Origin of the sequence: Pseudomonas guineae (genome assembly GCF_900113745.1) — a bacterium.
GTDB classification, from domain to species: domain Bacteria; phylum Pseudomonadota; class Gammaproteobacteria; order Pseudomonadales; family Pseudomonadaceae; genus Aquipseudomonas; species Aquipseudomonas guineae.
The window spans coordinates 143,910-165,584 of record NZ_FOQL01000006.1 but is presented as its reverse complement, the minus strand read 5'-3'; the positions used below and the strand labels follow the sequence as shown (position 1 = coordinate 165,584).

The following is a 21,675-nucleotide window of genomic DNA, read 5'->3' as shown; positions in this document are numbered from 1 at the left end:
CTGGGCAGAATTAAAGTATTTCGTATACGAAAATAAATAGCCGTAGTTAGCCATCTGTTTCCCGTGGTTGGGCGTAACGCCCGGTTCGTTGCACCGGCGAGCCGGCAGTTCTAAATCCTCAACACGCCTTAGCGCTTCAGCTCCACTGGCCAGGTATCGGACAAGCGATAGCCCTGTGGCCAGGGGTCATCAGGGTCAAGCAGGTGCTGGTGGGTGCCGGTGATCCAGGCCCGGCCAGACAGGCAGGGGATGATTGCCGGGCGCCCAGCGACTTCGCTGAGGCTGTCGATTCGGCAATGGAACTCGGAGCCAATGATCGAACGGCCGATAAAGCGTTCGCCGACCTGCAATTGACCTCTGGCATGCAATACCGCCATGCGCGCTGAGCAACCGGTGCCCGTGGGCGAGCGGTCGACTTTGCCGGGGCGAATCACCACCGCGTTGGCGGCACTCAAAATCCCCTCTTGCCGTTGCAATGGGCCGGCCAGTTGGCAAAAAGAAATATGCGCCCAGTCCGGGTTGAGTGGATGCACGAAACCCAGCTGCTCGTTGGCTGCGCGGGTGATCTTAAGCCCACAGGCGGCCAGGTCGGCCGCTTCGTCAGCGCCGAGTGAGAAGCCCAGCGCCTGGGCGTCGGCAATGACGAAACTGTCGCCGCCATAGGCGGTGTCCACCTGCAGTGAGCCAATACCATCGACCTCAATCCAGGCATCCAGCCGATCGGCGAAAGACGGCACGTTCTTTATTTCGACCCGTTCGACTTTGCCGTTGCGGCACTGCGCCACGGCTTCGATCAGCCCGCCGGGGGCTTCCAGAATCAGGTGGGTCTGCGGTTCCGTCATGGGCAGGATGCCGCTTTCCAGCAGCACCGTGGAGACGCATAACGAGTTGGAACCCGACATCGGCGGCGTATCGGCCGGCTCCATGATGATCCAGGCCATCTGCGCGCGTGGATCTTTGGCTGGTACCAGCAAGTTGACGTGACGGAACACCCCGCCGCGCGGTTCATTCAGCATGAAGTTGCGCAGGGTTTGATCTTCGGCGATCCAGCGCGATTGCGCCCACAGCGTATCGCCCGGTGGTGGTGCAACGCCGCCGACGATCACGTCGCCGACTTCGCCTTCGGCATGGCAACTGACCACATGTATAACTTTGCTCGAGCGCATGCTGCTCTCCTAAAGCACGGATTTCAGAAAGTCGGCCGTTTCCGCATATTGCGGGCTGACCAGCACTTGCTCGGGGGTACCGATCTCGTGCACCAGGCCGTTGCGGAAGAACGCCACACGGTCCGAGACTTCGCGGGCGAAGCTGATCTCGTGGGTCACCAGCACCATGGTCATGCCGTCTTCGGCGAGCATACGCATGGTGTCCAGCACCTCGCCCACCAGCTGTGGGTCGAGGGCGCTGGTGGCCTCGTCAAACAGCATGTAATCCGGTGACATGGCCAAGGCGCGGGCGATGGCCATGCGTTGCTGCTGACCGCCAGAGAGCTTGCCGGGAAACACCTTGAGCTTGTCAGCCAGGCCCACGTGGGTCAGCTGGCGCACGGCAACTTCTTCGGCCTCAGCCCGGCTTTGGCCGAGCACTTTGCGCGGTGCCAGCATGACGTTCTCCAGCACGGTCAGGTGCGGAAACGCATTCCACTGTTGGAAGACGATGCCGATTTTCTGCCGCAGGCGATTGAGGTCGGTGGCTTTGTTGTGCACCTCGGTACCGTCGACACGAATGCTGCCTTGCTGGATGACTTCCAAGCCGTTGATGCACATCAACAGGGTCGATTTGCCGGAGCCAGAGCCACCGATGATGGACACCACTTCGCCTTTGTTCACCGTCAGGCTCACGCCCTTGATGACATCGAGGTCGCCGAAGGATTTGTGTACGTTTTCGATCTCAATCATTTTCCTGCCACCTTTTCTCCAGTTGATTGCCCAAGCGGGCCACCACCAGGCTGATGAAGTAGTAGATAAGCCCGGCGATGCACAGCACCAGCAGCGGCTCTTGGATACGTGTAACGATGATTTGCGAGGCGCGTAGCAGCTCGACAATGCCGATCCACATGACCAGGGCGGTGTCTTTCATCACCGACAAGGTCAGGTTGAGCCAACCGGGAAACGCGATGCGGGTGGCCATCGGCATGACGATGTAGCGCAGGTCTTGCCAGTAATTCAGGCCCAGTGAGCGTCCTGCCCGGCGCACGTTGGGTGATACCGCCAGCACGCCGCTACGGACGATCTCGGTGCAGTAGGCGGCGGCATACACGCCGAGTACAGCGCAGGCGACTGAGAACGCGCTCCAGTCCAAACCGGCAATGCTTTTCAGTGAGTTGAACAAGACGAACTGGATCAGCAGCGGCACGCTGCGAAAGGCATCCAGCACCCAGGCCAGCGGCAGTGTGGCGCGTGGCAAGGTAGCGCGCAGCAGGCCGCAGATAACCCCGCCGGCGGTGCCCAGCAGCATGGCCCACAAGGTCAGCAGGATGGTGGTCCAGGCCCCTTGCAGCAGGAATAGCAGGTCGGTCGAGGTGATGCTGGTAGTCAACATGGCCATTACCCTCCTAGTAGCGGAACAGGCGCCAGCCGAGTAGGCGGGCGACCAGTACGATGGCTTTGGCGATCAGGTAGTAAAGAACCGCCGCGAGTGCGAAGTACTCGAAGGTGCGGAAGGTCTTCACGTTGTAACCCTGGGTGACCCCGGTAAGGTCGTTGTTGAGGCCGACAATGACGCCCAGTGAGGTCATCAATACTGCCCAGACCATCTGATTGGTCAGTGGGTAGAACACGATGCGCAGCAATTGCGGGATGATCACCAGCTGGTAGGTTTTGAATGCGCTCATGCCCAACGAGCGGGCCGCACGCATTTGCGTCTCCGGTACTGCCTTGAGCCCGCCGCGAAAGTTCTCCGCCAGATAGCCGGCATTGTTGAAGGTGATCCCTGCGAGCAATGCCGCCCAAGAACTGATGTGAATGCCGAACGAGCCCAGGCCGAAGTACAGCAAGTAGATCTGGAACAGTGACGGCGTGTTGCGCGCCACTGATACCCAGGCGTTGCCGAAGCCGCGGGCTAAAGGGTTTTTTGTTTGCCGCATCAGGGTCAGACAGAGGGCGATTAGCACGCCGAAGATCATCGACAGGGCGGCGGTTTCGAAGGTGACCCACGCGCCGCCGAGCATATCGGGCAGCGCCTTGAAGGCCGAGCGCCAATGGAAGCTGTAATCGAACATTGCTCAATAACCTCCATGGCGGGATGTTTGGCGCAACCAACTCGGCAGATCGCCGCTGGCTTGGCCGCTACAGGCCGCGTCGACGCACGCAGCCAGGCTGGCGAAGTGCACGCGGCGGCCGACCAAGCCCGGTGCGTAGTGGGCGTATTTGCCAGAGTTGGTCATCAGGTTCTTGGCGCTGACCGGTAGCACCGGCTCACCGAGCATGCACCAGCAGGTATCCGTGACGAATTGCACGCCGAAAGCCTCCAGCGCAGCGACATGGCCGGCTTGTCGTGCTTGCTCAAGCACGTGGCGGCCGCAGGTGATCACCACTGCCACCTCCGGGTGTTTATCTCGGCCCGCACAGAGCCGGGCCAGCGCCGCACATTCACTTAACGAGAAATGCGGATTGCCCAGCGACACCAGGCCGAGGTCTGGGCTGCTGGCGCTGTTCAGTTCGTGCCAGCTGGCAAGCAGGTCTTGCGCGCTAATATCAAGCTGGCGCTGCGCTGCCATGCCGCCCAGTGCCTGTTCGCAGGTGGCCGCTTCTGGGGTCACACCGACGATATGGAACATCGGCGCGCCTGAGGTGGTGGCGAAGGCCGCACCGAAGGCTTTGAGGTCATCGCGGCTCGGCTGCGCCTGCTGCAAACCGCAGATCACGGGGATCTGGCTGCCGGCCAGGGCGCCGATGTGGTAACCGAGCAGCGGGTAGAAGGCGTCGTCCACGTCTCCCAGCGCCGGCACGTTGATCTGTAACGTGGCCAGCCGTCCTGTGGTCAGGTGACAGCCGATCAGCGGCGCCCGGCCGGTCAGGGCAATGCAGATATCGAGAAAGTCGGGGTATTTCTGGGTGCGTGCCGCCAGCACGCTATTGGCAAATACCACGGCGTTGGACTCGGCCCAGACCACCTGATCACCGGCTTCTGGCGCGCTGTCGAGCAGGTAGGGCGCGCAGGTAAAGCTCAGTTGGGCGCCCATCGCCATATAGGCATCGCCCAAGGCGCTGGCCGGTTCACCGAAGGCTGGGTCAATGCCTTGGGCGCGCCAGCGTCGTTGGTCTACAGAGATGGCGTTGAGCGTCGTCGGCACCCGCACCTTCGCACCCCACGTAACCAGCTGCTCAGCGAAGCGCAGGCTCGCCGGGCCGGTATAGATGCAGCCATCGATGTGCGCCTGGCTGATGTCGATCAGCTCGCGAGCACCTTGCAGTTCCGCCATACGCAGAACGATCTGCATGGCGACTTGTGCGGCTTTGCCGTGCTCGCCTGCGAGCACGGCGTGGTCGAAGTCGGTGAGCATCAGGTCGCTGTGCTGAGGTGATGTTTCAGGTGTCAGTGACGGCGCGGGTTGGTCGTCTATAGGTGCTGTGACGTAGGCGTTGATCTGGCTGCCGTCGACGCGCACAAAGGTGCAATCGTGCAGGCGTTCGAATGCCGCTTGGCCGATACAGATAACCGGCAGGCTGCGCTCGAACAACGCCTGAGCAATCAGAACGCCCAGGCTGAGAATTTCTTCGGGGTGCGCCACCACTAGAGCGGCGGGTGCGTGCCCGTTAAGAATCAGTTCCAGCAATACGCTGCTGCCGGTGCAGGAGCCGCGGCCGCTGGGAATAGCCAGCACGCATCCGCTGATGACGTTACCGTTCAAGGGGTGATGGCGGTCGATCACTTCACCGCTGAAGGGGTCGACTCCGCCCCAGAAACTCAGGCCAACATCGGCATACAGCAAATCGCCTTGCGCGCGGCCACTGACCAGGCTGCGTGCTTGCATAGAAAAATCAGGCATCTGTAGCTCCCGTACGACCCGCAAGCAGGCCGCACGTTGATGGATGGATTATTAGCTACGACTCAGTAGTAGACGCCGGGTACCGACAGGTTGGCCGGGGCGATTTCCTTGCCGACCCACTTGTCCCACAGTTCCTGATAACGGCCGGTACGCACCTGCTGGTTAACGAACAGGTTCATGTAATTGAGTAAGCCGTATTCGTTACGCTTAGCCGCCAGCGACACGTAATCGATGGTGTAGGGCGCGTCACCGGCGATCTTCAGGCCTTTGTATTTGCCCGACTTAAGCGTTGCGGCAGCGACGGTGTTGGTCACGACTGTTGCGTCGATATGCCCTTGGGTGACAGCGAGGATGGTGTCGTTGAGGCTCTGGTACGCGCGGAAGCTACCACCGCCCCAAGCCTTCACGTCTTTCTCCAGGGCGATGGCCTCATAGGTGCCGCTGGTATTGCCGACCGGGTGGCTTTTGAGGTCGGCGTAACTGTTAATGCCGCTGTCTTCGCGGGTCAGCACAACCATTTGGAAGGCAAAGTAGGGCACGGTCATGCCCACGGTCTTGGCGCGTTCCAGGGTGTCGGACGTGGACGCGACGATGACGTCGGCGCGCCCGGAAATGAGCGCAGGGATGCGATCAGGAAAAGGCGTTTCGACCACTTCTGGGGTGACGCCAAGCACCTTGGCCAGGTCGCCGCAGTAGTCGACGTCGAAACCTACGGGGTTATTCGCTTCATCGCGAAAGCCCATCGGTGGAAAGTCCAGGGTGACGGCGCAGCGCAGCTTGCCGGACTCAATAATGTCATCGAGCTTGTCGGCCTGGGCCACGTTGATAAAGGAGGTGCTCAGAACAGCTGTGAGGGCTACGGCGAGTGTGGGGTTTTTCATAGGGGCCTCTAGGTCTGGTTGGGTCGAGCATTGGTGTGGATTGAATTTGGTATTGCGGATTTCGTATACGATATTAAATATGCATCGGTCATGCCAGAACGCCCTTAGATGGTTGAGAAGTGCTTTTTGAGGATCGTGTGCTGGGCTACAGCGCCCGTGGGGTGGGCGCTGCGCCACAACGCCGAAGGACACGCCAGGCCGTTACGTCGCGAGCGTGGCCGCGAACGAAAAGGCGTAACAGCCTTGCGGTGTCACAGAAGGAAGCAGGACGCGCAGGTGTGCACCGTAACGTTGCGCCGCAGGGTAACAATCGTGACGCAGAGATGTGTGCGGCGCTCAGGCGTGGCGTTGGCTGTCGCGGTACTGGCTGGGGGAGAGCCCGGTAAGAGCTTTGAATTGGCGGCTGAACGCGCTGTGGTCGGTGTAGCCGCAGCGCAGGGCGATTTCGGTGATCGGCAGTTCGCCGGCTAGCAGCTGTGAGGCGGCACCGAGGCGAGCCTGGTGGATCATCTGGCGCGGGGTGAGTTGGAAAATACGCTTGCACAGACGTTCTAGCTGAGCGATGGACAGCCCGGCGATGCTGGCCAGGTGTTTCACCGCGATGGGGTGGGCGTAATGCTGACGAATATGCGCGTCGACTGCTGCGAGCTTCTGATACGCCGGATGGCTGGCCTGCGGCGCTTGTAAGTCATAGGAAATGCCGGCCATGCCGATGATCGTGCCCTGGCGGTCATGTAAGGCCAACTTATGGGTCAGGCACCAGCCGGGTTGGCGGCCTGGGTAGAGGTGCAGCTCAAGCTGATCGCTGAGGGGCGTTCCGATCTCTAACACGCGCCGGTCTTGTTCGGTATACAGCGGGCCGAAGCGCGAGGGGAAAACTTGCTCGGCAGTTTTGCCGAGTAGCGTTTGTCGGTCTTTGAGGGCGCAGCGTTGCACCAGGGTCTGGTTAACCAGCACGTAGCGCGCTTGGCAGTCCTTGATAAAGAACACCACGCCGGGCATGGCATCGAGTAGCGGTGTGATCATTTGCAAACTGCCGAGTAGTTCGTTCAGGTCGCAGGGCGGTGGTAGCAGTTGGCTTGGGGCGGGAAACAGCATGGGCCGGGTCCAGGCAGAGCGAGTGGATGCCGCTGGTAGCGGCTAGCGGCACCACTCTATAGCTGCGCGCCGGTCATGGGGAAGTATTGCTAGCCTGCGACAGGACGTAGGGTGGGTTAGGCGCCTGTCCATGTGACTGGCGTTACACCTATCGTTGCTGCGCCGTAACCCACCATCGGCGCAATACATGGCTACCGTCTGGTGGGTTACGCGGCGCGCCATGCTGGCGGTGTCTGATCGTTTTGAGCTTGGCGCCGCTAACCCACCCTACCCATGCACTTGCGCCTCTGCGAGCTGCAGCAGGCTGTCGATACGCGTAGGCGTCAGGGGCACGCGTGGCGTCGGCGTTTGCCAGTCGAATAGATACTCACAGGCCGCGCCGCAAATACGTCCCTGGCAAGGGCCCATGCCACAGCGACTGTGCAGCTTGGCATCGACCCAGCTACTGCGCTCGGCGAGGGCCGAGTAGGGTACATCTTCACAGCGGCAGACCAGCGTGTCGGCCTCGGCCAGCTGCTTCAGCTGTGGATTGAGGGCGAAGCGCCGGTTGAGTTGCCTGGCAAAGGCTTGCCAGCGTGCGCGTTGCGGCCACAGTGCGCGGGCCTGGTGTTGCTCGCCAACTGCGGCATGGCCGGCGATGGCGCCTTCAACCAGGGCCAATTCGCTGCCGCCAAAACCGGTGCACTCGCCGGCAGCGTAATGATCGGTCCGGCTGCACGCTTGCCAGTCATCGACGGCAATTGCCTGGTCTGCCACGCGACACCCCAAGGCTTGGCCCAGTTGGGTATTGGCAATTAGGCCAAAGCCGCAGGCGAGGCGCTCGCAAGGGATTTCTATGATTTTGCCGGACTGGCTTAAGCGCACGGCTTCCAGTTTCTCGCTGCCGAGTGCGGCCACGACGAAACTGTCGCTGCGGTAGTGGCTATCCAGCAGTTGCGTGGCTTGCAGCAGTTTGCCGGGCCAGCGCGCCAGCTGCAGGGTAAAAGCCGACAGGGCTGCAAGGCTGGCCTGTTCGGCAATGCGCTGGATCTGCGCGCCGGCCTTCCTGGCGCTGGCGGCACTGGCCAGTAACAGCGGGCCACTGCCAGCAATCACCAGGCGTTCGCCCGTCAATGGAACGCCGCCTTTGACCAGCGCCTGCAGGCCGCCTGCGCCCGTGACACCGGGCAATGTCCAGCCGGGGAAGGGCAGTAATAGTTCGCGGGCACCCGTGCAGAGGATGAGTGTGCTGTAGCGAACGTTCCAGGCGCTGTTGTCATCCTCCAGCAACAACTGTTGTGGGCCGGCAATGGCGACTACCCGGGTTGCAGCAAAGAGTTGCACGTTGCTCGCTGCGGCCAACGCCGCGCGGTAGCGTTGAGCGGCAGCGGGGAGTTGCGCTTGAACGCCGTCGCGCCAGATCTGCCCACCGGGCGCCGGGTTGTCGTCGATGATGGCGATACGCGCACCGCTGGGGGCGGCTGCCAAGGCGGCGGCCATACCCGCAGGGCCCGCGCCGATGATCAAGAGGTCGAAGTCGCGGGTCATGGCTGAGTCTCCACCTGCATGCCGGAGCGGCACAGGGTTTGGCAGGCCAGGCGACGCTGGCCATCGATGCTGACGCGGCATTCCTGGCACACGCCCATGCCGCAAAATGGCGCGCGGCGTTGGCCGCTGACCGAGGTCCGGCTGTTGCCGTCACCGCCGAGGTAGAGCGCTGCTGCGACCGTTGTACCTTGGGCTACCCGCAGCAGTTGGCCATCCAGGCTGAGCTCAATCATCGGTGCTGCTCCTTGAGTTCATGTGTGTGGAGAAAACGCTCTGGACGATAAGGCGCTGGGTCGATTGCCGAGGGTTCCCCTAAAAGTTGCTCGGCCAGTAGCTGCGCAGTACCGGGTGCCGTGGTGACGCCCAAGCCTTCATGGCCAACGGCCAGCCATAGGCCTGGCTGTTGTGGGTGGGCGCCGATCAGCGGCAGACCGTCAGGAGTGGCGGCGCGAAAGCCGGTCCAGCTGCGTATCGCGTTCAGCTGGCCCAGCTCTGGCAGGTAGTCGAGGGCGCGTTGCAGCATGCGTGCGAGTACGGCCCCCTCGACCTCTGGGCTGAGGCTGTCGAATTGGCGCGATGAGCCCAGCAGGATCTGCCCGGTCGGTCGCGGTTGGGCGTTGAAGGCGACCGTGGTGCCGCTGGTGACATGGGCGCTGGCGGCGTAACCGAGCTCAACCAACTGATGTTGAATACGGCCGGGGTAGCGGTCGGTGATCAGTATGTGGCCCTTCTTCGGGCGAATCGGCAGCTCTGGGCAAAGCTCGCTGGCGTGGATGCCGTTGGCCATTATGACCAGCTTGGCCTGTAGCCAGCTGCCATCCGCCAGGCGTACCCGGTTACCCTCGACCGCGCTGACCTGCTCACAACGTTGGCGAATACGCGTGCCACCTTGCGTCAGCATCCAGCACGCCGCATTGGGGGCGTAGACGATGCTGTCACCGTTCACCTTGAGTGCGCCGCTCAGGTCTCGACGCAGCATCGGTTCGGTCTGACGCAGGCCTTCTGCATCCAGCAATTGGCAGGTGACACCTTGAGCACGCAAGGTTTCGCCCTTGTGCTCGGCGGCCTGCAGTTCTTCCTGGTTCGCCGCTAGCCACAAGGTGCCGCAGTTGCGGTAGGCGCAGTCGGCGGCGAGTTGTGGCGCCCATTGCTGCCACAACTCGATGGAGTAGCGACTCAAAGCCAGCTCCGCTGGGTTGTCGTCCATCGCGACCAGATGGCCCATGCCGGCTGCCGTGGCACCGCCGCGCTGGCTGTCCAGCACCAGAACATTCATGCCGCGCTGGGCGAGCGTTTTGGCGCAGGCGCTGCCGACTATGCCTGCGCCGATAACGATGACATCCGCGTTCATCCGCGAATGCCCCAGGCGAAAGGATCGTTGTCCTCCAGCAGTAGGGTGGCGTCGGCACTGATGTGGGCGCGGCCGCGAATGGTCGGAATAACGCGACCCTCGTTTTGCCATTCATAACTGCACTCGAACTGGCTGCCAATCACGCTGGCCTGGCGCCACAGGGCGCCGGGTGCCAGCTTGCCATCGACGGCCAGGCAGGCCAGTTTGGCGCTGGTGCCGGTGCCACACGGGGAGCGGTCGTAGGCTTTGCCGGGGCACAACACAAAGTTGCGGCTGTCTGCTTCAGCGTCGCTGGCGAATAGCTCGATGTGGTCGATTTCCTCGCCGTCTTCGCCGTGGACAGCTTGCGCGGTCAGTGCTTGGCGCACAGCCCAGCAGTAGTCGGTGAGTGCTTCGATATTGTCCCCGGCAATGCGTTGAGCATGCTCGGCAATCAGGAAGAACCAGTTACCGCCCCAGGCGATATCGCCGCTGACGCTACCTAGCCCAGGCACCTGCAGGGTGACAGCCTGGCGATAGCGATAGGCTGGTACGTTGCGCACGCTGACCGAGCCATCCGCATGCAACATGGCCTCGACCGTACCGACGGGGGTTTCGATACGGTGTATTCCCGGCTGAATGCGGCCGAGGTAGGCCAGTGAGGCGACCAAGCCAATGGTGCCGTGGCCGCACATGCCGAGGTAGCCGCTGTTGTTGAAAAAGATCACGCCACAGCTGGCGCTCGGGTCCAGCGGCTCGCAGAGCAGCGCGCCGACCAAGACATCGCTGCCCCGCGGCTCCAGCACAACAGCGGCGCGCCAAGCGTCGAAACGTTCGGCCAATAGTTGGCGCCGTTCGAGCATTGTGCCCTGACCTAGATCGGGGAAACCGTCGATCACCAAGCGGGTTGGCTCACCGCCAGTGTGGGAGTCGATGACGTGGATGCGTTTCATGGCTGCAGGCACCTGCGTGTAAATAAGGTGCCTGTAAGACTGGGGTTTCGCTGCCGTGGCGGCTTGATGACTTTCGTGGTGGGCTATGACGAAATCGGCACAGTGGCGTGCCGATTACTGCGTCTGAATTTTGAGGCGCGGGTAGTCGTGATCAGTTCGGTGTAAGCCGGTTTGGCAGGTGCTCGTACAGCGTGCGGCAGACACCGATGATGTGCTGCTCGATCAGCATGGCGGCCTTGTCGGCATCCCCCGCGCGACAAGCCTCAAGGATTTCCCGGTGCTCGTGGTCAGCGCGGTCTTTACCTGCGGACAGGCTCATTTGCATGCGCAGGTAACGCTCGACTTTGTCGTGGATCGAGCGGATCAGGTTGATCAAGAAAGGACGCTTGGCCGGCTCATAGAGACAGGCGTGCAGTGCCCAGTTCAGTTCTGCCCAATGGCCGATGTCGGTTTCGCCAACGAACGCCTGGCAGATGCGCTCCGCTTGGGCGAATGTTTCTTCCGTCATGTTGGGCACCGCCAGGCGGATGGCCTGCACCTCCAGCAGTACGCGCACTTCGAAGATCTGCGCCAGTTCAGGCTCGGAGATACGTGTGACCACCGCGCCTTTGTTGCGCTGGAACACCACCAGACCTTCCGCCTCGAGACGCTTGAGCGCCTCGCGTACAGGGATTTTGCTGACATTGAATAGGCGGGCTACGTCGTCCTGACGAATCGGCTCGTCTTCGTCGAAGTGGCCGCCGATGATGGCCTCACGCAGGTGCTTGGTGATGACTTCCGAGGCCGTTGGGGTGACGCCTAGGTTAGGCGCATTGAAGCTGGGCAGTGGCAAGAGGCAGGCCTCGCGTTGGTCAGAAGTGCAGATATTGTATACGAGGCGTGTCCTGTTGCGGCTGTAACGCGCTCATTGCATGCGTTGCCGCATAACTCGCAGGGCTGTTCGCGCACGCCGCTCGCGTTGAGCGGCGTGGCATGTGGGGGTTACACTGGTGCCCCCGTGTGGCCTGGTTAGCTGGAGTGAACGATGCGTAAAGACAAGAAACAGGTGATTGGCGAAGAGATTGGTGACGAGCCGATCAAGCTGTTCCTCGGCGTTGAGCCGGTTGATGCCACGCCGCCGTCGCTGCACAAGCTGGTCAAAGCCTACCGTGGCTTGCGGATTGATGATTTCGAACGCTTTGTCGGCTTCTTCGTGGCAGCGGGCTACGACCTGAATGCTAAAGACGCCCAAGGCCATGACTTTATCGCGCTGATCCAGGATCAACGCTTTGCCGAACCCTATATAGAAGTGATCAAAGCCGCCCGCGGCTAAAGCCGAGTCAGCGCTTGCTGCGCTAATTTAGACTCACGCCTGCCTACGATTGAGCCGCGACTTGTTCGCAGCTCAATCGTTTCTAAAACTCACTCTGCTTCTTGCTGATAATCACGCAAATCAATAGTGCTGGGCGATCCTAGACGACCGGTCATATCCTTGCGGCATGAACTCCAGTATCCGTGTCGACAAGCGTGACCTGATCCTCGCCAAAGGCGCCGAGGTGATGACCCGTCGTGGTTATCACGGTGCCGGCGTGCAGGAAATCGTCCAGGCCGCCGGCGTGCCCAAGGGTTCCTTCTACCACTACTTCGCCAGCAAAGAAGACTTTGCCCTGCAGGCCCTGCAACAGGTTTACCAGCCGCGCCTGGCGCGTTATGCCGAAGCCTTAGGTAATCCGGCGTTGAGCCCGCGCGAGCGCATCCTCGGTTATTACACCGAGCTGGTGGGGCACTTCGCCCGCCAGGAGCGCCTGGAGTACCACTGTTTTATTGGCAGCCTGAGTTTTGAAATGGCCGAGTTATCGCCAACCCTGGGCGCGCAGGTCGATGCGATTCTGCAAGCCTCGGCGGACACCCTGCAGACCTGTCTGGAGCAGGCGCAGGCGGCTGGCGAACTACCGGACGGTGAGGACTGCCGCAACCTGGCGAGCTTTATCACCAATGCCTGGCAAGGCGCGCTGACGCGCCTGAAAGTGGCGAACAACACCCAGGCACTGAGCGATTTTATCCAGCGTCTGCAGCTGTTGCTGCGGGCCTGATCGCAACCCCTATTAACCAGTTGCGGCGCTGTGGCCGCCCCGAGGAATGATGATGACCGATCCTGTTAAAGCGCTGTTCCAACCCTTTACCCTGGGCAACTTGGAGCTGCCGACCCGTGTGGTGATGGCGCCGATGACCCGTTCCTTCTCCCCTGGCGGTGTACCGAACAGCAAGGTCATCGAGTATTACCGTCGCCGCGCTGCCGCCGGTGTTGGCCTGATCGTCACCGAAGGCACCACCGTAGGCCACAAGGCCGCCAACGGTTACCCAAACGTGCCGCGCTTCTACGGTGAAGATGCCCTGGCCGGCTGGCAGAAAGTGGTCGAGGCTGTTCATGCCGAAGGCGGCAAGATCGTTCCGCAGCTGTGGCACGTGGGCAATGTGCGCAAGCTGGGCACTGAGCCAGATGCCAGCGTTCCAGGCTATGGCCCGAGCGAAAAAATCAAAGACGGTACTGTCGTGGTTCACGGCATGACCCAGGATGACATCAACGAAGTCATCGCAGCCTTCGCCCAGGCCGCTAAGGATGCACAGAGCATCGGCATGGACGGTGTAGAAATTCACGGCGCCCACGGTTATCTGGTTGACCAGTTCTTCTGGGAAGGCACCAACAAGCGCACCGACGAATACGGCGGCGATCTGGCCCAGCGCTCGCGCTTTGCCATCGAGCTGATCCAGGCTGTGCGCGCCGCCGTAGGCCCGGACTTCCCGATCATCTTCCGTTTCTCGCAGTGGAAACAGCAGGATTACAGCGCACGTCTGGTACAGACCTCAGAAGCGCTGGAGGCTTTTCTCAAGCCATTGAGCGACGCCGGTGTGGATATTTTCCACTGCTCGACGCGCCGCTTCTGGGAGCCTGAATTCGAAGGTTCTGACCTTAATCTGGCAGGCTGGACGCGTCAGCTCACTGGCAAGCCAACCATCACCGTCGGCAGCGTCGGCCTGGATGGCGAGTTCCTGCAATTCATGGTTAACACCGATAAAGTGGCCCAGCCGGCCAGCTTGGAGAACCTGCTGGAGCGTTTGAACAAACAGGAGTTTGATCTGGTTGCTGTAGGTCGTGCCTTGCTGGTTGACCCAGATTGGGCGGTGAAGGTGCGTGATGGCCGTGAGCAGGACATTCTGCCGTTCAGCCGTGAAGCGTTGATGAGCCTGGTTTAAGTTCTGCTGTTTTTTGTGTGCGCCGGGAAACGGCGCCGCACTCCTCAAGCCCCGGCACATCGGGGCTTTTTTTCGTCTGCATGCTGGGCGAGGGTGTGTCTCGAAGCGCCATACATTACTTAACAGGCAAGCCACAGCGCTTTGGCTAATATTGGCTCAAGGCCTGCTTGAGCCCCCTCTGATGAAAAAGGACATCCCATGAAGCGTGTTGCCAAGGTTCTGCTGGCTGTTGTGTTGCTGCTGTTTCTGGCGATGGCGGCTGCGGTCGCCTGGAATTGGGCACCCGACCGGACGGTGGCTGAGCTCAAACCGCGCTGGGCATTGCCGCCATCGCAGTTCGTGGCCATCGACGGCATGCTGGTCCACCTGCGTGATCAGGGCCCGCGTAATGACCCTACACCTATAGTGCTGCTGCATGGCACCTCAGCCAGTTTGCACACCTGGGAGGGCTGGGTGGCAGCGTTGCAAAGTACGCGTCGGGTGATCAGCCTGGATTTGCCAGGGTTTGGCCTGACCGGGCCCTTCCCTGATGGCGATTACCGCATGGCCCATTACAGCGCCTTTCTCGCCAATGTATTGGATCAGTTGCAGGTGCCGCGGGCAGTGGTGGCGGGCAACAGTTTTGGTGGTCAGCTGGCTTGGCAATTTGCCTTAGACCATCCGCAGCGGGTCGAGCGCTTGGTGCTGGTAGATGCGGCGGGTTACCCGCGCAACGCAACCTCCATTCCGATTGGCTTTCGCTTGGCGCAGATACCCGCGCTGGCGCCCTTGATGGCCAATCTATTGCCCCGAGCGATGATCGAAGCCAGTGTGCGCAACGTCTATGGCGACCCGAGCCAAGTCACTGATGAACTGGTTGACCGGTATTACGAGTTGACCCTGCGCGCCGGCAACCGTGCAGCCTTGAGCCAGCGCTTTAATCAGGCTGAAGCAGGACAGGCCTACAGCCGAATTACCGCGCTGAAGATGCCGACGCTGATTATCTGGGGTGGTCGCGATCAGTTGATTCCGCCAGTTAACGGCGAGTACTTCAAGCGTGATATCGAAGGCAGCCGCCTGGTGCTGTTTGAGAACCTTGGCCATGTGCCCCAAGAAGAGGATTCGGCACGCACCGTAGCGGTGCTGAAGCGCTTTTTAGAGGGCTAGCAAGTACTGGCCTGCGCTCTGGGTAAGCGCTTAAACCGCTGATATTTCGGGAGAGATTGTGACTGCCAAGCAGCTGGCCTGCTTTGTGCTATCGCACAGAGCAGCGATTGGACTTATCCAATCATGGTCTAGGCTCTCGGAATAACAATTACTCAGCAGGTGCGGTATGCCTAAGGTCATCAGGCTGTTTGTGCACGCAGTGGAAGCGCTCAACCGCGTCGTTGGGCGCTTCGCTATGTACCTGATCTTCGCCATCCTCGGTGTGCTGCTGTACTCCTCGATCAGCAAGACGTTTTTTCTGCCCGCCGCCTGGACCCTGGAATCGGCGCAGTTTCTGATGGTCGCCTATTTCCTGCTCGGCGGTGCCTACTCCATGCAACTCGACGCCCACGTGCGCATGGATCTGTTCTACAGCCGCTGGTCGCCGCGTACCCGGGCGGTGATGGACATACTCACCATTGGCTTTCTGATTTTCTACCTCGTATTCCTGTTGTATGGGGGGATTTCTTCCACCCAGTACGCGCTTGAGTATAACGAGACCAGCTACTCGGCCTGGTCGCCGCCCATGGCCCCAATCAAGATCATTATGTGTATCGGTATCGCCCTGATGCTGCTGCAGGCGATCGCCACTCTGTTCAAGGATATTGCTGCTGCGCGGGGGGAGTCATTGTAATGGAATACGAGCTAATCGCCTTGCTGATGTTCTCCTCAATGATGTTGCTGTTGCTCACCGGCAAGCGGGTGTTTGGCGCGATTGGCTTTGTTGCCGTGGCGGCGGCCCTGCTGCTGTGGGGCGATGGCGGTTCGGAAATAGCCTTCAGCGCGGCCATGAAACTGATGAAGTGGTACCCGCTGCTGACCCTGCCACTGTTCGTGTTTATGGGTTACATGCTCTCCGAATCGGGCCTGGCCGAAGACCTCTACAAGATGTTCCATGTCTGGATGGGCCCGCTTAATGGCGGCCTGGCGATTGGCACCATCGGCCTGATGGTGGCGATCTCGGCGATGAATGGCCTGAGTGTGGCCGGCATGGCCATTGGCGCGAGCATCGCTTTGCCGGAGTTACTGCGTCGCGGTTACGACAAAATCATGGTCACCGGAGTGATTCAGGCCGGCAGCTCCCTGGGTATTTTGATTCCACCAAGCGTAGTACTGGTGCTATACGGCATGATCGCCCGTCAGCCGGTCGGCCAACTGTGGTTAGCGGGGGTGCTGCCTGGGCTGCTAATGGCTGGGCTATTTATCCTCTATATCGCCGTGCGTTGCCGCTTGCAGCCGGAACTGGGCCCTGCGTTATCTGAGGCGGAGCGAGGGCAGATCAGCCGGCGCGAAAAACTCCTGCTGCTTAAAGCCGGTATCGCACCGTTGTTTATTTTTTTCTGCATGACTGGGCTGTTTCTGATGGGCATCACCAGCCTGGTGGAAAGTTCTGCGGTAGGCGCGGCGGCGGCAACTCTGATGGCGTTGGTCAAAGGCCGGTTGAACCGCAGCGTGATGGAAGAAACCCTGCGCAAGACCCTTGGCATCAGCTGCATGTTTATGTGGATCATCCTCGCGGCCCTATGCTTCGGCGCGGTGTTCGATGGCCTGGGGGCGGTTAAGGCGATTGAGGCGTTCTTTCTCGAAAGCCTTGGGCTGGGGCCCTGGCAGGTGCTGATCCTGATGCAGCTGTCATTCATCATCATGGGCATGTTCCTTGATGACACCGCCATGCTGGTGATCGTCGCCCCCCTTTATATTCCGTTGGTAGGCGCGCTGGGTTTTGACCTGGTTTGGTATGGCGTGCTCTACACCATTACCTGCCAGATCGCCTACATGACCCCACCGTTCGGCTACAACTTATTTCTGATGCGCGCCATGGCTCCGCCCGAGGTTTCGCTGCGTGACATCTATGTTTCAGTTACCCCCTTCGTGCTGATCATGCTGCTGGCGCTGGTGCTGGTCATGGTCTTTCCGCAAATCGCCCTGTGGTTACCACAGTGGCACTACGGCGGTTAAGTACATGAAATTTCAGCTGTAGGCCAGCGCAGTCGTATCTGCCCATGCCAATGAGGGTTGCCGCGCAGGTTGTGCGTAATCCTCAACCGTTTGGTTTGAGCCAGATGCAGGTTGCCCCTCTGAAAACCCTGCCAGGGTCCCGTGGACCAGGCAGTGCGGTTGTATGCCATCTGAATCGACAATTTTGGAGATAACAGCATGAGTACGAGACGCAGTTTTCTGAAAACCGCCGCGGTCGCCACTGGGGCAGCAGGGGCAACGGCTCTGGGTTCGTCGCATATTTATGCGGCCGAACCGAAGAAAATTACCTGGCGCTTGCAGACCTATGCCGGCGCGGCCTTGGGCGAGCATGTGATTAAACCGTCCATTGATGCCTTCAACAAAGCGGCCAATGGTGAGATGGAAATTCAGCTGTATTACGCCGACCAGCTAGTGCCTACGGGTGAGCTGTTCCGTGCCATGCAGAAGGGCACCATCGACGCTGTGCAGAGTGATGACGACTCCATTGCCGCGCCGGTGGATATCTCGGTGTTCGGCGGCTATTTCCCGTTTGCCACCCGTTACAGCCTGGATGTGCCGGTACTGTTCGAAAAATATGGCCTCAACGAGATCTGGGCCGAGGCCTACGGTGAGGTTAAAGGCGTGACTTGGCTAGGTGCCGGCGCTTGGGACCCGTGTCACTTCGCCACCGTAGAGCCGATTACCAAGCTTGAGCACCTCAAGGGCAAGCGCATCTTCACCTTCCCTACGGCCGGCAAGTTTCTCTCCCGTTTCGGTGTGATTCCGGTGACCCTGCCTTGGGAGGATGTCGAGGTGGCGATGCAAACCGGCGAGCTGGATGGCATTGCCTGGTCCGGCATCACCGAGGACTACACCGTCGGCTGGGCTAACGTAACTAATTACTTCCTCACCAACAATATTTCTGGCGCCTGGTGCGGCTCCTACTTCGCCAACTCGGATCGTTGGAACGAGGTGCCCGAGCACTTACAAACCCTGTTCAAACTGTGCATGGACAGCTCCAACTACTACCGTCAGCACTGGTACTGGGGCGGCGAGGCGCAACTGCGGGTTGAGGGCGGTAAGCTGAAGCTGACCTCCATTCCCGCCGAAGAATGGGCCACGGTGGAAGCCGAGGCGCTGAAGTTCTGGGATGAAATCGCTAAAACCAGCCCACGCTGCGCGCGGGTGGTGGAAATCTTCAAGAAGTACAACGCCCTGATGGCCAAGGCTGGCGCGCCTTATCGTTGACTGCCTCGATCCATCTGTAAGCCTCACGCCCGTACCGCTAAGTACGGGCGTTTTACTGTCTGTAGTATCACGCCTGCTTGGATTGCAACGTAACGGCCATGGCCCGGTGCAGATAATTGCACGATCAGCCGGCCAATTTGGCAATCCTGTACCACACTCACTGGGCTTTTCCCGGTCGTTCTAACCAGGCCTGAGGTGCTAGCCGTGGCGCATTGTGCGGTTGTTTGGGGATGCGCTTAGACGCTGTTGTTGCCTGCAGGACTGACACCGGATGTCGGCCATACCAGTCGGTCATAACAACAATAGATAGGTGCATTTATGCTCAATCCGCGAGACGTGAAAACCGTCGATGATGCCCGGCGCATTGTCGAGGAGCGGGGCCTTAGCCATATCAAGGTTGGGGTGTTTGATAACGATGGGGTGATGCGCGGTAAATACCTCAGCCGCAGTAAATTTTTTTCTGCTCTCGATAGCGGCTTTGCCTTCTGCGATGTGGTGCTGGGCTGGGATGTGAAAGACCAGCTCTACGACAACGTGCAGTACACCGGCTGGCACACCGGCTATCCCGATGCTCCCGTCCGTGTTCTCGCGCATACCTGCCGTGAATTACCCTTTGAGAACGGCATGCTGTTGTTTATCTGCGAGTTTGCCGAGGCAGCGGAAAAGGTCTGCCCGCGCGCCACCTTGCGCCGGGTGATAGAGCGCTGCACGGCCATGGGCTTTGATGCCTTTGCCGCATTGGAATATGAGTTCTTCATGTTCGATGAAACCCCCGACTCGGCCCGTGCCAAAGGCTTTCGTAACCTCAAACCCTTTACTCCGGACTGGTTCGGCTACTCAATGATCCGCAGCTCGGTGCATGCCGAGCTGTACCACGAGATCCTCGAAATGGCCGAACGTATGGACTTCCCCATCGAAGGCCTGCACACCGAAACTGGTCCCGGCGTGCTGGAAGCAGCCATTGCCTATGACCGTGCCGAAGCGGCGGCCGACAAGGGCGCGCTGTTCAAAACCTTTATGAAAGTGCTGGCCCAGCGCAACGGCTTGATGGCCACCTTTATGGCCAAGTGGTCGGGCAAATATCCAGGGCAGAGCGGGCATATCCATGTATCGCTGCGCGATCTGGCCAGTGGTAAGTCGGCGTTCTACGACCCAAGCCAAGCGCACAATATGAGCAAATTACAGCGTCACTTTCTCGCCGGCCAGCAGCGCTTGATGCCGGAATTCCTGTGCATGGTAGCGCCGACACTGAACAGCTATCGGCGCATGATTCCAGGGTTTTGGGCCCCCACTGATGCCACCTGGGGGGTGGAGAATCGCACCGCCGCACTGCGGGTGATTCCCGGCACCGACAAGTCTCAACGTCAGGAATATCGCCTCGGTGCCGCCGATGGCAATCCCTATCTCGCCCTTTCCGTAGCTCTGGGGTCAGGTCTTTACGGGGTGATGCAGGAGTGGGAACCGACTGAACCGGTGGTGGGCAATGCCTACGACATGAAACATCCGGATGAGCTTGCCCTGCCGCGCACCCTGTGGGATGCCGCGCAGCGCCTGAAAAGCTCGAAGGCCGCGCGTGAGTTATTTGGCGATGAGTTCGTCGAGCACTTCGCTGCCAGCCGCGAGTGGGAGGAGCGTGAATACCGCCGGCATGTCAGCGATTGGGAGCTGGATCGCTACTTCGAAATTATTTGATGCCCTGCCTAGCAAGGCTCACAGATAGACACAGGGGCTAGAGGCGCTGGGTAGGGTGGATGACGCTGTTTTCATCCACACGCGTATCGGTTGATGGGTAAAGCGCCATCCGCCCTACGAGATCCAGGCTTGTAGATACACAACAGACCTACCTGTTGTTGGTGACAGGACTCTATGGTGCAAGCAATGAGCAAACTGCAGTGCATATCCCCCATCGACGGCTCGGTGTATGTCGAGCGTCACCTGGCCTCCAACCCGGAAATTCAAGCGGCATTGGCCAAGGCCGAGAAGGCGCAGGTGGCCTGGAAAAGTACCCCGCTGTCCGAGCGCATCGCCATCGGCCGTAAGGCGATTACCGCCTTCGCGGCCAAGGAAGATCAGCTGGCTAAAGAGCTGTGCTGGATGATGGGCCGGCCGATTCGTTATGCAGCCGGCGAGGTGCGCGGTTTTGTCGAGCGCGCCACGTACATGGCGGACATTGCCGCGCAGGCCCTGGCCGATATCCAGTTGCCGGATAAACCCGGCTTTGTTCGCTTTATCCGCCGCGAGCCGCTGGGTGTAGCGCTGGTGATTGCGCCCTGGAATTACCCCTACCTGACAGCTGTTAACGCGGTGATGCCAGCGCTGCTGGCGGGTAATGCGGTGCTACTCAAACACTCGGCGCAAACGCCGCTGTGCAGTGAACGTATGGTGGAGGCCTTTAGCGAGGCCGGCTTGCCGGACGGAGTATTCCAGTACCTGCACCTGAGCCACGGTGAAACCGAGGCGTTGATTCAAGCGCCGACTATCGCCCACGTGGCCTTCACCGGTTCGGTACCGGGCGGCACCATGGTCGAGCGTGTAGCGGCGGGGCGCTTCCTCAGTATTGGTCTGGAACTGGGCGGCAAAGACCCCGCCTATGTGCGCGCCGACGCCGATCTCGCGCATGCGGTGGAAACCACCATTGATGGCGCGTTTTTCAACTCCGGTCAGTCGTGCTGTGGCATCGAGCGCATTTATGTTCACGCCGCGCTGTACGAGGCCTTTGTCGAGCAAGCGGTGGCGCTGGTCAAACAGTACAAGCTGGGCCGCTCTGATGACCCGGACACCACCTTGGGGCCACTGGTGCGTGCCGATGCCGCCGACTTTGTCCGAGGGCAGATTCATGATGCAGTCGAGCAGGGCGCGCAGGCGCATGTGGTACCGGCGGATTTTGCCCTCGACCATCCCGGTTCGCAGTACCTCGCGCCGCAGGTGCTGACCAACGTGCACCATGGTATGCGGGTGATGACGGAAGAGTCCTTCGGCCCGGTGGTCGGCATCCAAAAAGTCAAGGATGACGAGGAAGCCCTGGTTCTGATGAACGACAGTGAGTTTGGCCTCACTGCCGCCATCTTCAGCCGTGACGTCGACGCCGCTATGGCCTTGGCGGATCGCGTGCAAGCGGGCACGGTATTCCTCAACCGCTGTGACTACCTCGACCCGGCACTGGCCTGGACCGGGGTGAAGAACTCCGGGCGCGGCTGCACCTTGTCCAGCCTCGGTTTTGAGCATGTCACCCGGCCTAAATCCTTCCATCTAAAAACCAAGCTGTGAGGC

Annotated in this window: 21 protein-coding genes; 9 read left to right on the top strand and 12 right to left on the bottom strand. The window is 60.4% G+C overall.

Going from position 1 to position 21,675, the window contains the following annotated elements:
- Window positions 1-128: 128 nt before the first annotated feature.
- The 12 genes from BMZ32_RS18190 to BMZ32_RS18135 form a co-directional block, all read right to left on the bottom strand.
- On the bottom strand, window positions 129-1,166 hold the full coding sequence (locus BMZ32_RS18190; protein WP_090244642.1) for a trans-3-hydroxy-L-proline dehydratase: 1,038 nt from the start codon (window positions 1,164-1,166) through the stop codon (window positions 129-131).
- 9 nt (window positions 1,167-1,175) lie between these two features.
- Window positions 1,176-1,898 carry an amino acid ABC transporter ATP-binding protein gene (locus BMZ32_RS18185; RefSeq protein WP_090244640.1) on the bottom strand — a complete coding sequence of 241 codons (723 nt, stop codon included), beginning with the start codon at window positions 1,896-1,898 and terminating at the stop codon, window positions 1,176-1,178.
- A complete protein-coding gene (locus BMZ32_RS18180; protein WP_090244747.1) occupies window positions 1,891-2,541 on the bottom strand; it encodes an amino acid ABC transporter permease in 651 nt (216 codons plus the stop codon). The genes BMZ32_RS18185 and BMZ32_RS18180 overlap by 8 nt, the downstream gene beginning before the upstream one ends.
- Window positions 2,542-2,554: 13 nt before the next feature.
- Complete coding sequence (locus BMZ32_RS18175; protein WP_090244638.1) at window positions 2,555-3,220, bottom strand: amino acid ABC transporter permease; 666 nt, start codon at window positions 3,218-3,220, stop codon at window positions 2,555-2,557.
- A gap of 3 nt (window positions 3,221-3,223) precedes the next feature.
- A complete protein-coding gene (lhpI, locus tag BMZ32_RS18170; RefSeq protein WP_090244636.1) occupies window positions 3,224-4,990 on the bottom strand; it encodes a cis-3-hydroxy-L-proline dehydratase in 1,767 nt (588 codons plus the stop codon).
- A 62-nt stretch (window positions 4,991-5,052) separates the two neighbouring features.
- Window positions 5,053-5,871 (bottom strand): ABC transporter substrate-binding protein, encoded by an 819-nt coding sequence (locus BMZ32_RS18165; protein ID WP_090244634.1) that lies wholly within the window; start codon window positions 5,869-5,871, stop codon window positions 5,053-5,055.
- 336 nt (window positions 5,872-6,207) lie between these two features.
- Complete coding sequence (locus BMZ32_RS18160) at window positions 6,208-6,969, bottom strand: AraC family transcriptional regulator (RefSeq protein ID WP_090244632.1); 762 nt, start codon at window positions 6,967-6,969, stop codon at window positions 6,208-6,210.
- 267 nt (window positions 6,970-7,236) lie between these two features.
- Complete coding sequence (locus BMZ32_RS18155; protein ID WP_090244630.1) at window positions 7,237-8,496, bottom strand: NAD(P)/FAD-dependent oxidoreductase; 1,260 nt, start codon at window positions 8,494-8,496, stop codon at window positions 7,237-7,239.
- On the bottom strand, window positions 8,493-8,729 hold the full coding sequence (locus BMZ32_RS18150; RefSeq protein WP_090244628.1) for a (2Fe-2S)-binding protein: 237 nt from the start codon (window positions 8,727-8,729) through the stop codon (window positions 8,493-8,495). The genes BMZ32_RS18155 and BMZ32_RS18150 overlap by 4 nt, the downstream gene beginning before the upstream one ends.
- Window positions 8,726-9,847 (bottom strand): NAD(P)/FAD-dependent oxidoreductase, encoded by a 1,122-nt coding sequence (locus BMZ32_RS18145; RefSeq protein ID WP_090244626.1) that lies wholly within the window; start codon window positions 9,845-9,847, stop codon window positions 8,726-8,728. Before BMZ32_RS18145 ends, BMZ32_RS18150 begins: the two co-directional genes overlap by 4 nt.
- A complete protein-coding gene (locus BMZ32_RS18140; RefSeq protein ID WP_090244623.1) occupies window positions 9,844-10,779 on the bottom strand; it encodes a 4-hydroxyproline epimerase in 936 nt (311 codons plus the stop codon). The genes BMZ32_RS18145 and BMZ32_RS18140 overlap by 4 nt, the downstream gene beginning before the upstream one ends.
- Window positions 10,780-10,930: 151 nt before the next feature.
- A complete protein-coding gene (locus BMZ32_RS18135) occupies window positions 10,931-11,605 on the bottom strand; it encodes a GntR family transcriptional regulator (RefSeq protein WP_090244744.1) in 675 nt (224 codons plus the stop codon).
- A gap of 198 nt (window positions 11,606-11,803) precedes the next feature.
- Between BMZ32_RS18135 and BMZ32_RS18130 the strand changes: the two genes are divergently transcribed.
- From BMZ32_RS18130 to BMZ32_RS18090, 9 genes are all read left to right on the top strand, one after another.
- Window positions 11,804-12,091 carry a PA4642 family protein gene (locus tag BMZ32_RS18130; RefSeq protein WP_090244621.1) on the top strand — a complete coding sequence of 96 codons (288 nt, stop codon included), beginning with the start codon at window positions 11,804-11,806 and terminating at the stop codon, window positions 12,089-12,091.
- Between the two features lie 166 nt (window positions 12,092-12,257).
- Entirely contained in the window at window positions 12,258-12,851 is a 594-nt protein-coding gene (locus tag BMZ32_RS18125; RefSeq protein WP_090244619.1) for a TetR/AcrR family transcriptional regulator, read from the top strand.
- 52 nt (window positions 12,852-12,903) lie between these two features.
- Window positions 12,904-14,013, top strand: a complete 1,110-nt coding sequence (locus BMZ32_RS18120; protein WP_090244617.1) for an NADH:flavin oxidoreductase — start codon at window positions 12,904-12,906, stop codon at window positions 14,011-14,013.
- Between the two features lie 198 nt (window positions 14,014-14,211).
- Window positions 14,212-15,159 (top strand): alpha/beta fold hydrolase, encoded by a 948-nt coding sequence (locus tag BMZ32_RS18115; protein ID WP_090244615.1) that lies wholly within the window; start codon window positions 14,212-14,214, stop codon window positions 15,157-15,159.
- A 166-nt stretch (window positions 15,160-15,325) separates the two neighbouring features.
- Window positions 15,326-15,832 (top strand): TRAP transporter small permease subunit, encoded by a 507-nt coding sequence (locus BMZ32_RS18110; protein WP_090244613.1) that lies wholly within the window; start codon window positions 15,326-15,328, stop codon window positions 15,830-15,832.
- A complete protein-coding gene (locus BMZ32_RS18105) occupies window positions 15,832-17,157 on the top strand; it encodes a TRAP transporter large permease (RefSeq protein WP_090244611.1) in 1,326 nt (441 codons plus the stop codon). Before BMZ32_RS18110 ends, BMZ32_RS18105 begins: the two co-directional genes overlap by 1 nt.
- Before the next feature lie 198 nt (window positions 17,158-17,355).
- The gene (locus tag BMZ32_RS18100; RefSeq protein ID WP_090244609.1) at window positions 17,356-18,405 is read left to right on the top strand and encodes a TRAP transporter substrate-binding protein; all 1,050 of its coding nucleotides are present in this window, start codon (window positions 17,356-17,358) and stop codon (window positions 18,403-18,405) included.
- A 318-nt stretch (window positions 18,406-18,723) separates the two neighbouring features.
- Window positions 18,724-20,097, top strand: coding sequence for a glutamine synthetase family protein (locus BMZ32_RS18095; protein ID WP_090244607.1), 1,374 nt, complete (start codon window positions 18,724-18,726; stop codon window positions 20,095-20,097).
- 186 nt (window positions 20,098-20,283) lie between these two features.
- Complete coding sequence (locus BMZ32_RS18090) at window positions 20,284-21,672, top strand: aldehyde dehydrogenase family protein (RefSeq protein WP_090244604.1); 1,389 nt, start codon at window positions 20,284-20,286, stop codon at window positions 21,670-21,672.
- The last annotated feature ends 3 nt before the right edge of the window (window positions 21,673-21,675 follow it).